Here is a 14,864-nt window from a genome sequence, read left to right on the forward strand (position 1 = left end):
CCTATGAGCCTTATAGGTCCTATATGCCCTATACGTCCTATCTCCCCCGGGCCCGGCTTGCGAGCCGGGCTTTTGTCATCCGCTCGCGCAGGCCGCCTTCCTTGAGGAAATCCTGCTCGAGCCGGCGCAGCTGCTGGTCGAGCAGGTAGTTGGCCTGGTGGATCAGGCACAGGGCGATGTTTGCCACAATCGGCCCCGGCCGCGTTTCCGCGAACTCGCGGATGTCGGCGAACTTCAGTTCGGGATTGCCGCCGAGCCGCCGCACATACCGCGCCTCCTTCGAATCCTTGCTCCAAGCCACAGACCGGTTCGTGCGCAGGTAGTCCTCATAGTCGATAAACAGTTCCTCCAGGCTGGCTCGCGCCACGCCCACCAGCTTCAGCTCCATCTCCGTCGAGGTCTTCGCTGCCTTCGAACCTTCGACAATGTTCTGTTTCCCCGACCGCGCCGCCTGCACCATCTGGTCGATGGTCCGGTCTCCACGTTTCAGAAACCGCGCGCAGAAAACCTGGGTCAGATCGTAGACCACCTCCGCTTTCCGATAGAATCCGCAATGGTCGAGTCAAAGGGGCAGGCTACGGATGTTGATGTCGGACTGTCACCCAAGGGGCTAAACAAAACGCCCCGCATTGCTGCGGGGTGGTGGTGACCATTTTTAGTCGGCTTACTTGGGCGGTTTGGACTTGGGCGTGCGGTGCAGACTGCTGGCGCGTTCGATGCGTCTCACGCCCCCCGGCCTGTTCGTATTGCGTCGAGCCCGCCCCATGTCATCTTTTGTCTCTATCGCGGGTAATCGGGTTGCCGGTTTATTCCCAAAGCGGTCAAACTCATCGCACTTTGACATCCACGTCCAAGAATCTCGCGACCGAGACGGTAAAGACCATTGGGGCCTATATTGCTCTGAATGTCGGAACGCTGCTACTCCTGAACCTTATCGTGCAGTATGCGACATTCGACCTCCATGTCGGATTCCTGCAGGCAAAGCAGGATTATATTCATATCATGATCTGGAGGGTCGCGTTTTATATCCATGTTTTTTCCAGCATATTCACGCTGCTGGCCGGCTTCAGCCAGTTCTCTCCGGAAATCCTTAAAAGGCATAAGCGAGTTCATAAACTAATCGGTAGGATTTACGTCTGGGATGTTCTGCTCATAAACTTTCCCACCGCCTTGATCATGGCTGTGTATGCCAATGGTCATATCCCGTCTAAAATCGCTTTCCTCACCCTAGATTGTCTGTGGTTCTGGTTTACGCTCAAGGCACTGATCGAAGTGAAAAGGGGCAACATTGCCAATCACCGAGATAACATGATGAGAAGCTACGCTCTCACCTTCTCGGCCGTTACCTTGAGAACCTGGCGACTGATATTCGCCAGCTTCTCCAACTTCGATCCGGAGACGATTTACATGATCGATGCCTGGATGGGCTTTGTCCCCAACCTGTTGTTTGTCGAGTGGCTGATTGCCCGCCGGAAACGGTCTATCGATGGAAAAACCCGGCAAACGCCAGAGCACAAACGATCACAAGTAGCGTCGCGAGATATGTCCCGATAAAAACGAGAACGGCGGCCGCCATCGCCCACTGGTTCTGTTTCTTTTTGAGCGCAGCGTAGGTCTTCCGCGAAAGCAAATAAGCACCGATGGCGGGCAGAATCAGCACTGCGGCTAGTACCAAATAACCAAGGATGTTCTGCACAATACCAGAGGTATTCGCCCCCAACTGGCCCTACAATCATTTATTCATAGGATTGAGCCAAGGGGTCGGGCTGGGCTTCACCCGATGCCTCGGACAGTGATTCCGACGGGATGATGTCCGGATTGGGGTCGGTCGATCGTTGTAGTAACGAGGAACACCCCCTATGAATCCAAAAATGAACCTGTCATCCCACCCCCAAGTCGTGACCGAAGAACTTGGCCTTATTCCGGAGCCGGGAGACCGGCGATCGCTGCGACAGTGTGTGCCGTCGCCGCGCGCCCGGACGATGGCCCTGTTGCTGCTACCCCTTGCCCTGGGCGTCCTTCCCGTCCTGCCGGCCCAGGAGGTAGAGGCTCCGTATCCCAACATGGCGCCCATCGAGCAATACCTCGGGGCCGATCGAAGTGCCGAGATCGCCCTGGCCCGAAGCGCCGCGCCGGAGGCAATTTCCCGCGATGCCACGGTGCTGGTGTTGGGCAGGAATGGTTACGAGACGGTCATCGAGGGCAAAAACGGCTTCACCTGCCTCGTCGAGCGCTCCTGGATGTCGCCGTTCGACAGCCCGGAATTCTGGAACCCCAAGATCCGCGGTCCCATCTGCTACAATCCGGCGGCGGTGCGATCCATCCTTCCTTACACGCTCAACCGGACGAAGCTGGTGCTGGCCGGTGTGTCCAAGGCGGAGATGCACCAGCGCATCGCAGCCGCGGTGGCGAAGGGCGAACTGCCGGTGCCGGCGCCCGGCGCGATGTCCTACATGATGGCGAAGGACGGCTACCTCAGCGATGCCGGCGTGCACTGGCACCCCCACCTTATGTTTCACATCCCCACGACCGATGCAGCCACCTGGGGAGCAAACCAACCCGGATCACCGGTCGTCTACAATAACGGGGCCACCGACATGCCGGAGCCAGAAACCATCTTCTTTGTGCCCGTCGGCCGGTGGTCGGATGGATCCGTCCCGCAACTCAAACAAACTATCTGCGGGAATTAAGGGCACGCTAAGGCGTGTTTGCAAAATCCCCTGATTGTCATCCTGAGCCGGGCGAAGGATCCAGAGGCACGCGCGAATCCTGCTGGATCCTTCGCGCGGCTCAGGATGACCGGTAGCGAAAGTGACGGATTGAGCGGCAGATTGGGCGGTTAAGGTATTTTGCAAACACATCCTAGACGGGATTGGGCTCCAGGGCGGTGGTGACCTTCCTTCGCCGAGGCTTCTGCCATCGCTTTCGCTAAGGCGGGACGAGCCGCAGGGACTTACTTGGCCGGTTCGGGCGGTAGAAAACCACGGGTATCTCGGTCAATGATTGCAGATGGAGCGTGAAGGCGCACCTCGTTCAGGATGCAAGCGAGCCCTTCAAGCGAATATAATTTGGGATTAAACGACCCGAGAACGCTGTCCCCACTCTTGAAGACAAATTGCCGGGCGGCGCTGTTATTCGCCCAGACCGTGCATACTGGCATACAAGGGGCTAAACAAACGCCCTGCATTGCGGCGGGGCGTCGGGTGACCTGATTTGCCGGCTTACTTCCGCCGTCGCTTTCCCTAATCGGCTGATCCCGACCTCGCTTTCGTTGTCCGGAAGCGATGAGGGATTGGTTTTGGGCCTGCTGACCCAAAGGGCACGCGTCTTGACGTCCGGGTATCGTCTCTCCCTTTGAGAGGAACGCGCATCCCTCTTCGGGTATCGCGTCTCCTTCTTTGGGTCGGGCGTCTCCCGCCTTGGGTATCGCGTGTCCCGGTTCGGGTATTGCGTTCCCCGCTTTGGGAGACGCGTGACCTTCTTTGGGTATCGCATGTCCCCCTTCGGGTTGTCCGTCTCCTTCTTTGGGTATCGCGTGTCCCGGTTCGGGTATCGTGTCTCCCGAACATCAACACGCCTTCCCGAAAGATCAGAAGACGATACCCAAGCCCTCCCAGGCGTAAAATGATCAATCCGAGAGCTGCGTAACGGTTATCTGCACCAAAATCATGGCGCGACAGGTTGCCGTGACCCGAAACCAAGTGGAAATTTACAAACCACCTGATTAAAAGGCGGTTTTTGCGTCAGGTGCCGCGCGGGCGGGCTCGCCCGCGCTCCAGTTGGAGCCACGGCGACTTCGCCGTGGGATCCGCGCTCCTTAAGACTTCACCGGTGCCTTGCCGGGTGGGTTGAAGTTGAAAGGCAGATCCACCAGCGTCTCGACCGGCTTGCCGTCCTTGATCCGCGGGAGAAAGCGCCAGAGCCGTGCCGCGGTCAGCGCAGCCTCGCCAAACGCCGGGTCGGTCGCGCTCTTGACGACAGGGTCGCGCACGCTGCCGGTGGACCGAATCCACAGGCTGATCACTGCCTGGCCACCGACTTTCCTGTCCCACAGCGATTGTGGGTAGATTGGCGCAGGGGTGAGGAATGGCTTGGGCCCGCCATCCGGCAGCTTTTTCGTCCGCTTCTCGACCATGCGATCCAGTGCCGCCTCGCGGACGTCCATCGGTATTTCCGAGTGAAAAGCCTCCGCGCCGCCGACAAAGACATGGAATTGAAAGTGCCCCGACCCGAGGGGACTGGACAGTGGGACCCTCAGGTTGAGTGTTTTGGGAGCTTGCGGGCCCAGGTGCCCCACCTCGTGCAGAAAGAGAACCTTGCCCGCCTCCGTCACATCCATATCGAGCAGGACGAAGACATGTTCCAAGGGATAGCCGGTTTCAAAGGTGGCGTTGAATTCCAGCTCGTTGTTTATCTGCGCGCCGCCATTCACGTTCATATATGTGGAGCGCACATTCAGATCCCTCACCGAAATGAGGTAGGGCAGATACTCCTCCACCTTCCTAAGCCCAAAGCGCTCTCCGGGGACACCCACCACTTTGCCATTCACCTCAATGCAAGGGCTGATGCCATGGGCGTCGACCACCAGGCAGGGCTTGCCGTCATTTTCAACGAAAAGCAGGTTCTGCGCCGCGAGAGAACCGGCCAGCGCCACCAGGATGGCGGTCCGCTTCAGGCAATGATGCATGGGCACATGGGTTGTGAATTCGCACATGGCATTGTGGCCCCAATGCCTGATCCCGGTCTTGTCGCACGACTCCCCACCCTTGGCCAGCCTATCCTGTGTGGTGATCTTGATCGGCCGGGCGGTTTACCGTTAACATGGACGACACCGGGCGGGGTCAGATCGAGTATCTTGCGGTCAACTGTAGCGGATTGAAACACCGGCGGCTGCGCCGCCGGTGTCTGGGTGAGGGCTTGTGCGGGTAACGGGATGGGATTTCCTGACGGCAACCCAATCCGCTGCCGGTGAAAATCATTCAGGCCAACTCCGTCGAAGACATCGCTGCCGTCAGGCGATTGTTCGAGGAATATGCTGCCTCGCTGCAGATCGACCTGTGCTTCCAGAACTTTTCCACGGAACTGGCGGGCTTGCCCGGGGCCTATGCCTCGCCGCGCGGACGTTTGCTGCTGGCGTTGGCCGACGGCATTCCGGCGGGTTGCGTGGCCTTGCGGCCGCACGACAACCAGGCGGCCGAGATGAAGCGGCTCTATGTGAGTCCCAAGCGCCAAGGTCTCGGTCTGGGTCGCAAGTTGGCCGAGGCCGCGATTGCCGAGGCCCGCGCCATCGGCTATACGTCGATGCTCCTCGACACCCTTCCGACGATGCAGAAGGCCATCAGGCTCTACGAATCGCTCGGCTTCGAGCGCCGCCCACCTTACTTCAACTCACCTGTCGATGGGAACGTCTTCATGGAACTCAGGCTTGGCAAAGCGGAAGACCGGACAAAGATGTCAGACTGCGGGTGTTGATGTCGGGCTGGTCCACGGGGGTAAAGTAAAGATCCCCGGAGCTTGCTCCGGGGCCTTTGATGAAGTCAGCCGCCAACTCATCGGGCCCATCCCCATCCATTCCGTTCCTTGTAGGAGCCTGCTTGCAGGCGATTCCGGGGGCTCATCGACGGACCGTAAACAAGATCGCCTGCAAGCAGGCTCCTACACTCCGACCAAGCCGGAGCAAGCTTGCTCCGGGGTATTGAACCCAAAGGGAATGAAACGCCGCGTATTCAGCCGCCGCTTTGCCATGGCGAGACAAGCGCGGCGACTTATTTGTCGGGGGAGGAATTGACCTGCCGCACCGTCTGCCCGACGCTTCCGCTCCATGCTAAAAGTCGCTTCCACTCTCGCCATCGCCGCGGCCGGCTTCGCCTTGGTGTCGGTCACGCGGGCAGCTGACGCCGCCGCCCTTCCCGTTGTTCAGACCATCGCGCTTGCGGGCGTCGAGGGGCGTATCGATCACATGGCCTTGGATGCGGCTGCGGGACGACTGTATGTCGCTGCGCTCGGCAACAACACTGTCGAGGTCATCGACCTCGCCTCGGGCCGGCGCATCGAAACGCTCAAGGGCTTCGAAGAACCGCAGGGAATCGCCGTCATTCCCGATTTGCACCGCCTCGTCATCGCTTCCGGGGGCGATGGCAAATGCCGCATCTACGATTCATCCCTCAAGCTGGTCGGCCAGGTCGACAACCTCGCCGATGCGGACAACGTCCGCTACGACGCCAGGGCGAAGCAGGCCGTGATGGGGTTCGGCGACGGCGCACTCGCATTTATCGACCCGCAGACCGACGTGAAGGTCGGCGAGGTCAAGCTCGACGGCCATCCCGAGTCATTCCAACTGGAGGCGAACGGCAGCCGGATCTTCGTCAACGTTCCCCATGCCGGTCATATTGCCGTGGTGGATCGCGCCAGTCAGGTCGTGGTCGCCAAGTGGCCGCTGGCAGACGCCCGGAGCAATTTTCCCATGGCACTCGATGAGGCGAACCACCGGCTCTTCGTCGGCTGCCGCTCGCCGGCAAAACTGCTGGTGCTCGATACCGATTCCGGCAAGACCGTGGCGAGCGTCGACATCGTGGCCGACACCGACGACGTGTTTTATGATAATGCCGCCCGGCGCATCTATGTCTCCGGCGGCAAGGGCAGCGTGAGCGTCATCCGGCAGGCCGACCCGGATCACTACGCGGTCATCGCCGATGTGCCCACCGCGTCCTGGGCTCGGACCTCGCTGCTCGATGCCGGCGCCGGCCGGTTGTATGTGGCGGCGCCCCACCGCGGCTCGCAGCCGGCGCACCTCGAGGTGCTCTCCGTGCCACGACCCCTGGTCCTGAAGCAGACGATTCCGCTCCCGCAGCTTGCCGGCGGCTTCAATCACCATTCGGCCGACGGCAAGCTCCGCCGCGTCTTCCTGTGCGCGACCACCAACAAGAGCGTCGAGGTCCTCGATCTCGCGACCGGCCAAATCATCAAAAGCCTGCCGGGCGAAAAGCCGTCGGCGACCTGCTTCGCCCCGGACCTCAATGTTCTCTGCGTGTCACGCGGGAAGGTTGTCCAGCTCTATGATGCCGCGTCCTTCGCCGAGCTGGCCGCCATCGCCATGCCTGGCAGCACCGACGAACTGCGCTACGATCCCCGCACCCGGCAGCTGCTCGCGGGCAGCATGACCGCCCCCGACGAGGGCATCGCCACGATCGACATCGCCGGGCGGAAATTGCTGGGCGTGATCAAGACCGCGCCGCCCCAGGGTTTCTGCGTGGAGGATGACGGCAACCGGGTCTTTGTCTGCACGCCCAAGGCCGACCAGATCAGCATCGTCGACCGGCAGAAATCCGCTGCGCTGACGCCGTGGAAACTAACCGACCCCACCGGCGGCAATCCCGTGGCCTATGACGCCGCCACCCACCGGCTCTTTGTCGGCTGCCGCAAGCCCGCCAAGCTCCTGGTGCTCGACACGACCAACGGCCGGACGGTGGCGCGCGTGGACACGGGGGCCGGGACGGACGACCTCTCCTTCGATCCCGCCAACCGGCGGATCTACGTCGCCTGTGCGCAGGACGTGATCAGCGTGATCCAGCAGGACGACGCCGACCACTATCGCAACATCGCCGACGTGCCTTCCGTCGCCGGCGCACGCAACTGCGTTTTCGTCCCCGAGTCGGGGGAACTCTGCGTCACGGCGCCACAAAGCAAGGACCAGACCCAGCCAGCGCGGATCCTCGTCTATCAGGCCCGGCCATGACTACGACAAAGGTTCAGGCTTCCACCGTCGCCAAGGCTGTGGCGGGACAAGTCGCGTGGGACTTACGGGGACTTACGGATGAAACAGATTGCCACGACCTGCTTCGGGGCCAATCTCACGCCTGTTCCTGCTCCCTGGCGATTTAAGGGCCCGCTAGCGCAGTGGGACGATGCATGCACAGTAATCTTCGGACCCAAACGTGAAGGCCCCCACTAGCAGGCTATACGGACCCAAGCAGATAACCCTTAGCGCGACACCCGCTCAGTCCGTCGCGAACTGGCGGCGCCGGCGATGGATGCGGGACGGACTATCCCTTTTCACCCTCATTCTCTTCCTGCCGGTGTGCGGTCTGGCCAAGGAGCCCTGGCAACCGGTGACACCGGAGGAAATGGCCGGCACCAAGTCGAGCCTTGAGCCGGACGCGGCCGCCGAGGCTTTGGTCTTGAACATCGACATAAACGACGAGAACTGGCCGCACACCCGGCACCTTGAGCGATACATCCGCTACAAGATCTATGATCCGGAAAAAGCCGCACGGATCATGCGCCTCTCCGAGCAGATCCCTTCCTATGATGGGATCCTGTTGAGGGAGGTTGAATTCAAGGCACGGCTGCACTTGCCGGACGGCACGGTCCGCAACTTTGGGGCGGAATCCGTGCACGAACGGGACATGGTGAAACAAGGCACAACGGGCACAACCGACTCCTTTTGGCGACGGCTCCTTACCAACGAGGGGTGGATCGTCAAAGAGAAGTTCCTGGCGGTGGGCGGGGCCGTGCCAGGCTCGATCCTCGAGTATAGCGTGATCGTGGACGAACATAGGAACGAGCGCACGATGTTTCATGTCCTGCAGTTCGACTCGATCCCGGTCCGGCAGGTGACTTACCGGCAAAAATTACCCTTCGACAAAACATTTTGGGTCCATGCGCTTTACGGACTCAATACCGCGCACTTGGAAGTGAGTGCGGACGCGTCGGGCCAGACCCTCACGGCGAAGGCCCGCGATCTGGGCTCACTGTCGGATGAGCCTTTCAGCGGCCCCCTGACCGACCGCGCAGTGACGCTGGCCGACTGTTACATCCTTCGCACTCTGACCACCTACAAGGAAACCAGGCACGAGACGAGAAAGTTCACGGCGGATGAGCCTTGGGCCCCCATCGCGACCCTCGAGTATTGGTGGGCATCGGACCATATCGACCCCACGGTCAAGGTCACCAAAACCGCCGCCGAATTGACGCAGGGCGCGGGCTCGGACCTGGAGAAGGCACGGCGGATCCACGATTTCGTGCAGCGACTGCACCAGCAGTTCATCCATGCGCCGGCCTCGACCGCGCCGGCCTCCGGCCGGCCGGTGAAGATGGATGACGTGCTGGACCTCGCCAAGGCGCATCCGACACAGCTCGGCAACATGGATTTCGTCTGGCTCGCCATCAGCCTGTTCCGGGCAGCGGGCCTCCAGGCTGAGCAGTTGATGCTGCCTGATCGCGGCATGGTCTTGTTTTCCCGGAAGCTGGTCTCCCCGGCGTTTCTCCCGACGCGGTGCGTGGCGATCCACGTCGGGGACGCCTGGCACTTCTCGATGCCGGACCAAAAGAACCCGCTGGCGTTCGATGAACTGCCGTGGCAGGCGGAGGGACTGGGCGGTTTGCTGGCCCTGGACCAGAAACAGGAATTCATCGATGTGCCGTTCTCCGCCGCCGAAAAGTCGGCCGTCCGCCGCACCGGTGATTTTCATCTGGATGCGAGCGGCACCTTGATGGGCGAAGGCGCGGTCGTGTATGGCGGGCATGAGGGGCAGATTTTTCGCGCCAAACTGGCCGGACAAACCAAGGAAGCCCGGTTCGCCACGCTCCAGCACGACCTCACGGGCGAATTCGAGGGCGCGGAGGTTGAAGTGACGGATTTGCGTCAGATGGATGATGTTTACGAGCCGCTGGAGGTCAGGTTCAAACTCAACTGGCCGGGTTTCGGCGTAGTGACCGATCAGCGCATGATCTTCCGGGCTTTTGTCTTTCGTTCAAACTCCAGACCGCCCTTCGCCTCGACTGAACGCCGCAACGCCCTCGTTTTCCCCTTCCGCCATCGGGAACTGGACTTATACACGATCGCCTTGCCGGCAGGCTACGAGCCGGAGGCCAAGGAAGCTCCACCCTCCTATCCCGGACCGACTCTTTCCTACCAGATCGACCTGGGCCTCGATCGCAAACGGATGGTCCTGCATGTTTCGCGGGATTTCTCCGCGGGAGTGATCCTGGCCTCGCCCCAAAACTATCCGAGTATCAAGAACTGGTTCGATGCGGTAACGCTGAGTGACCAGCACAGTCTGGTGCTGGTTCAAACGCCAGGTGAGGCTCAACCGGCGAAATCCGCAACCGTGCCATGACAAGCGCAGTGACCAGACGGATAAAACGCCGGGATACCGGGATCGTCCGGGTAATCCTTGGTCTGCTGGCATTCACCGGGGTGGCGGCCAAGGCCAGCCAACCTCCAGCCTGGCTGGCGTCGTTGATCACCGTCCCGGCCTCTCTGACCAAACTGGAGGGATCAACGGTGGTTCTGCGTGAGGAAGCCACGGTCCGATATCTGCCTGGCGGCAAGGTGCGAGAGACCTTCCGTCAGGCCATCAGGGTCGTGACGCTCGACGGCCTGCCATGGGCGCATCCCGGCCGCAGCTACAACGCCGACACCGATCGCATCCTTAAGGCGCAGGCCTGGGTGGTCTCGCCGGATGGGCGCCATACCGATGAATATGGACGCAGCGATTTCATCAACGTTGTGGCCGAAGCCGACCCCAGATTCTGGCACAGCAGTCGGGTGGTTGGCCTGGCTAATGTGAGTCAACTCCAGGTCGGGGGCATTGCCGCGGTGGAGTTGGAAATTGAACGCCAGACCGGAATGAATGATTCCAGCTGGTCTTTCCTGGGGCCCAGGCCGGTGGAATGGAGCGTTTTTGAGGTTGTCCCACTGCCCGGGGAACAATTGGTCTACCATGCCAGCAGCGATAAAATTCCGCCTCCGGTTTCCGGATCGACGCCAGGCAGCTTGCGCTGGGAGGTGCACGATCTGGCTACCATACCTCATAATATGCCCGGCGGATTCATTCCCAACCCCAGACAGGTGAATGTCCGCAGCCTGGGGCCGGATTCTCTCGCCAGCCAGATGAAAACCTGGGGACAATTTGCCTCGCTCGCGACCAAGATCGTGGAGCCACGGATGATCGCCAGCCCATTCGTTGTGGCGCAGGCGCAGGCGTTGGCGGGCAGCAAGACGGATCGTTGGGCCCGAATCCGCTCCCTGACCGAGAGTGTCCAGAAACAAGTCGCCTACCTGTCGATCACTTTGGAAAAGGATTCCCTGGCCGGCATGCGCCCCCATCTGCCGGAAGAAGTTCTTCGGAGTCAACTCGGTGACTGCAAGGACAAGAGCACTCTTCTCGTCACCATGCTGCGCTCCCTCGGGGAAAGGGCGTATGACGTGGTGGTCCATGCCAACAATCCCAAGGCGGTGATGCCGGAGTGGCCGTCGCAGATCTTCAACCATGTCGTGGTGGGAATCGTCGCTGATGCCGGTGTGCCCGTTCGCTGGCCCGTGGTCGACGGTGGCTCCCTGGGCAAACTGGTGATCTTTGACCCGACCGACCCCGCCACCCCGCTGGGTGCCCTGCCGCTCAGCGATCAGGGAGGACTCGGCCTCGTCGTGGCGGAAGGCGTGCAAGACCTGATAACACTTCCGTCCGAAACCCCGGAGGCCTGTAACATTGTCCGACATCTGGCCGGCGAACTGACCGCTGCCGGCGACCTGATTGCCGAAGTGGATGAGGTGCTGCTCGGGGCCCGTGCGGCCGCCGTTTCCGGGGAAAGGGTCAGGCTGGGAGATGCCAAATTCCGTCAGCGGCTGGAAGCCCAGTTTCATGCCGCCTTGCCGTTCTTGTCCGATCTGAGTTGGACGGAGGACTGGTTTCCCGCTGACGTCCGCGACCACATCGCCTGTAAATTCAAAGCGGCGAGAGCAATGCGCACGATGGGAACTGATACTTTGCTCGTCTGTCCGCGATTGGTGGCTGGCGACTTCCCCTATGAGCTGTGGAAAACAAATTGGGAGGGCGAGGTCCGGGTGACCGCGCTTGGTGTCACCGAGGAAGTGAGAATGCTGCTGCCCGAGGGATTTACCGCCGCCAGTCTTCCCTCAAATTTGCACCAGGAACTTCCTTTTGTGACGGCCTCACTCGCCTATCGGCTCGAGGGCAGGATGCTGGTCTATTCCCGCCAATACTCCCGGAAGGCCTGCTTGTTGGCCAAGAATGACTACGATGCCATCTGCCGTTTCAATCAAAAGCTGGATGAGGCGGAGCGAAGGCCGGCTATGGTCCGGCGTCGGCCTCAGCCGGCTATATCCGATACGCCTGGCACCCATTGAATCGGAAGCGATGAAAGCCCAACGCCGAGGCGTAGGCGAGTCGAGGTGACCTGATTTGTCGGTTTACTTGGCGGGAACGGGCTTAGGCGTGCGATGCAGGCCGATGGGGATTGTCTTGATTGGGAGCCGGCTGATCCCGACCTCGCTTTCGTTGTCTGGAGGCGCTGAGAGATTGTTTTGGGGCCCGCTGACCCAAAGGGCATGCGTTTTGATGTCCGGGTATCGCCTCTCCCTTTGAGGGGAACGCGTCTCCCGAACGTCAACGCGCCTTCGCGAAAGATCGGCAGCCGATACCCGGACTCTCCTGCCGGCGCAGAGTTCGGGCTGGGAATTCGACTTTAGGAAAACACCCTGCAAAGCGGTCTGTCTGCCTCGCAAGATCCTTACCGGATCATACAGATACCGGCTGGCGCTAAAACTGCCTGTCACCCTGCCCGGTCTTGCACCCGGGCCGGGCTTCGGCTGTGCTCCAGTCCATTCGTTATGGCGTGGATGAAGGCACTGTCTTTTCTGGTCCTGGTTTTGCCGGCCTTTGCCGGTCCGACGTCGAGCCTGGAGGAAACCTATGCGGCGCAAGGCCGCCTCATCGTCGCGTCGTTTGCGTCCGCGCCCTTTCCGCATCCGGCCCGGGCCGAGGGACACACCTATCAGGGCAAGCTCTACCCGGCCGCGGAGCACTACGCCGACAGCACGGTGGCGATCTTCATCCCCAAGGGATTTCGCGAGACCGACCGGATCGACTTTGTCGTCCACTTCCACGGCTGGAACAATACCGTCGCCGGCACGCTGGAGACCTATCATCTGGTCGAGCAACTGGTCGCGAGCGGCAAGAACGCCATCCTGGTCGTCCCCGAGGGTCCGCACGATGCCCCTGACTCTTTCGGCGGCAAGCTGGAGGACACCGGCGGTTTTCACCGCTTCATGGACGAAGTCCTCGCCACGCTCCGCGACCGGGCCGGCTTCAAGCGGAAGGATTTCTCCTTCGGCCGCATCATCCTCTCGGGCCACAGCGGCGGCTATCATGTCATGGCCGGCATCCTCGACCGCGGCGGCCTCGACCGGAACGCCGACGAGGTCTGGCTCTTCGACGCCCTCTACAGCCAGACCGATTCCTTTGTCGCCTGGGCCCAGCGTTCCCCGGGCCGCTTGATCGATCTCTACACCGACCACGGCGGCACCAAGGAGGAGACGGAGAAGCTGATCACGCACCTCCGGGCCCAGGACACCACCATCCTGCAGGCCGAGGAGGCGCAGCTCGACCCCGTGTCACTTCCGGGCCGGCACTACGTCTTCATCCACACCGACCTCACGCACAACGAGGTGCTGGACAAGCGCGGCGAGTTTGCCCTCTTCCTGAAGACCAGCGTCCTTACCGACCGCTGACGCGTTCGCCCAGACTGTGGCAGACAAGGCGGATATTGCGGTGGACGCAGTGGGTGAAAGGCTCGACCTGCCGCGCGGAAGAGTTTTTGGTGGTCGCATGACTGGCTGGCGCCCCTTCACGATTGCCCGGATATTGGCCTCATTGCTCTGCGGGATGATGCTGACCGGCAGTGCTTTTGCCGCGGACCCGCCGGAGTGGCTCGCGCCCTACCCGCCCTTCAAGATCGCCGGCAACCTTTACTGGGTCGGGAGCAAGGACCTCGCGAGCTACCTGATTGCGACGCCGCAGGGTTGCATCCTCATCAACAGCTCCCTCGAGCCCAGTGTGCCGCTGATCCAGGCGAGCGTGGAGCAGCTGGGCTTCAAGTTCAGCGACATCAAGATCCTTCTCATCAGCCACGCCCATTGGGACCACGACGCGGGCAGCGCCCTGGTCAAGCAGCTGACCGGCGCCACCTACATGGTGATGGAACCGGACGTGCCCGTCGTGGAATCCGGCGGCCGGGCCGACTTCTACTACGGCAGCTTTCCCGGCTCCCTCTATCCGCCGACGAAGGTGGACCGCGTGCTGCACGATGGGGACGAGGTGAAGCTGGGCGACACCGTCCTTGTCGCGCACCTGACCGCCGGCCACACGAAAGGCTGCACCACCTGGACCATGAAGGTCACCGAGGCCGGCCGGGAATACAACGCCGTCATCGTCGGCAGCCCTAACGTGAACACCGGCTTCAACCTGATTGACAACAAGCGCTACCCGCAGATCGCCGACGATTATGCGCGGGGATTCGCCGTGTTGAAGACCCTGCCCTGCGATCTGTTCCTCGGCGCCCATGGCGCTTATTTCGGGATGCTGGCCAAGCGCGCGCAGCTGAAGCCGGGCGCCGCGAACCCGTTTGTCGATCCCGAGGGCTACGCCAAATACGTCGCCGAACGGGAGCAGGCCTTCCGCGACGAGCTGGCGAAGCAGAAGGCCGCCGCGCATCCCTGAGGACAGGCAAAGGGAATCCAGGCCTTCATGGAGCTGGGGGCAGTGGGTCGGTTTCGGTCCTTTTGAGGGTAGCCGGGCTTTTGCAGGTTGGGGTTTATACCAATCGCCTCAAGCTACTACACTCTACACCAAGGTCGCCAAGACCGCGAAGCAGATCCTGCGAGGGGAAATATCTCTGCGTTCTTTGCGGCCTTCGTGTAAAAGCTTTGGGTGTTTGGTATTATCCCCGACAGGCGATCATTGACTGTCGGGCATAAAGCCCGACCTACATCAAACTGACCCACTACCAGCTGGGGCTCGGAGGAAACGCAAAGACGCAAGGGCGCTAAGGATTTCCCGTTT

10 protein-coding genes are annotated in these 14,864 nt (G+C 61.1%); 8 read left to right on the top strand and 2 right to left on the bottom strand.

The genetic code is table 11. The features are described from left to right. Positions 1–37 precede the first annotated feature (37 nt). Entirely contained in the window at positions 38–529 is a 492-nt protein-coding gene (locus tag BLU29_RS16430) for a four helix bundle suffix domain-containing protein (protein ID WP_231962258.1), read from the bottom strand. A gap of 308 nt (positions 530–837) precedes the next feature. Here BLU29_RS16430 and BLU29_RS16435 point away from each other — a divergent pair, with 308 nt between their 5' ends. Together BLU29_RS16435 and BLU29_RS16440 are read left to right on the top strand one after the other, a co-directional pair. After that, positions 838–1,554, top strand: coding sequence for a DUF2306 domain-containing protein (locus tag BLU29_RS16435; protein ID WP_091060222.1), 717 nt, complete (start codon positions 838–840; stop codon positions 1,552–1,554). A 317-nt stretch (positions 1,555–1,871) separates the two neighbouring features. Continuing rightward, a complete protein-coding gene (locus BLU29_RS16440) occupies positions 1,872–2,690 on the top strand; it encodes a hypothetical protein (RefSeq protein ID WP_197677734.1) in 819 nt (272 codons plus the stop codon). A gap of 1,127 nt (positions 2,691–3,817) precedes the next feature. Here the strand turns inward: BLU29_RS16440 and BLU29_RS16445 are convergent. Beyond that, complete coding sequence (locus tag BLU29_RS16445; protein ID WP_172830288.1) at positions 3,818–4,687, bottom strand: energy transducer TonB; 870 nt, start codon at positions 4,685–4,687, stop codon at positions 3,818–3,820. 281 nt (positions 4,688–4,968) lie between these two features. Between BLU29_RS16445 and BLU29_RS16450 the strand changes: the two genes are divergently transcribed. From BLU29_RS16450 to bla, 6 genes are all read left to right on the top strand, one after another. Beyond that, positions 4,969–5,472, top strand: a complete 504-nt coding sequence (locus BLU29_RS16450; protein ID WP_172830289.1) for a GNAT family N-acetyltransferase — start codon at positions 4,969–4,971, stop codon at positions 5,470–5,472. A 349-nt stretch (positions 5,473–5,821) separates the two neighbouring features. Further along, positions 5,822–7,735: a hypothetical protein gene (locus BLU29_RS16455; protein ID WP_091060233.1), complete on the top strand. Its 1,914-nt coding sequence runs from the start codon at positions 5,822–5,824 to the stop codon at positions 7,733–7,735. Between the two features lie 388 nt (positions 7,736–8,123). Continuing rightward, positions 8,124–10,118, top strand: a complete 1,995-nt coding sequence (locus tag BLU29_RS16460; RefSeq protein WP_157693944.1) for a transglutaminase-like domain-containing protein — start codon at positions 8,124–8,126, stop codon at positions 10,116–10,118. Next, on the top strand, positions 10,115–12,151 hold the full coding sequence (locus BLU29_RS16465; RefSeq protein ID WP_091060237.1) for a DUF3857 domain-containing protein: 2,037 nt from the start codon (positions 10,115–10,117) through the stop codon (positions 12,149–12,151). The genes BLU29_RS16460 and BLU29_RS16465 overlap by 4 nt, the downstream gene beginning before the upstream one ends. Positions 12,152–12,643: 492 nt before the next feature. Then, positions 12,644–13,534: a hypothetical protein gene (locus tag BLU29_RS16470; RefSeq protein ID WP_157693945.1), complete on the top strand. Its 891-nt coding sequence runs from the start codon at positions 12,644–12,646 to the stop codon at positions 13,532–13,534. A 97-nt stretch (positions 13,535–13,631) separates the two neighbouring features. Next, positions 13,632–14,522, top strand: coding sequence for a subclass B3 metallo-beta-lactamase (gene bla, locus BLU29_RS16475; RefSeq protein WP_197677735.1), 891 nt, complete (start codon positions 13,632–13,634; stop codon positions 14,520–14,522). The last annotated feature ends 342 nt before the right edge of the window (positions 14,523–14,864 follow it).

The organism is Opitutus sp. GAS368 (genome assembly GCF_900104925.1).
Taxonomy (GTDB): Bacteria; Verrucomicrobiota; Verrucomicrobiia; order Opitutales; family Opitutaceae; genus Lacunisphaera.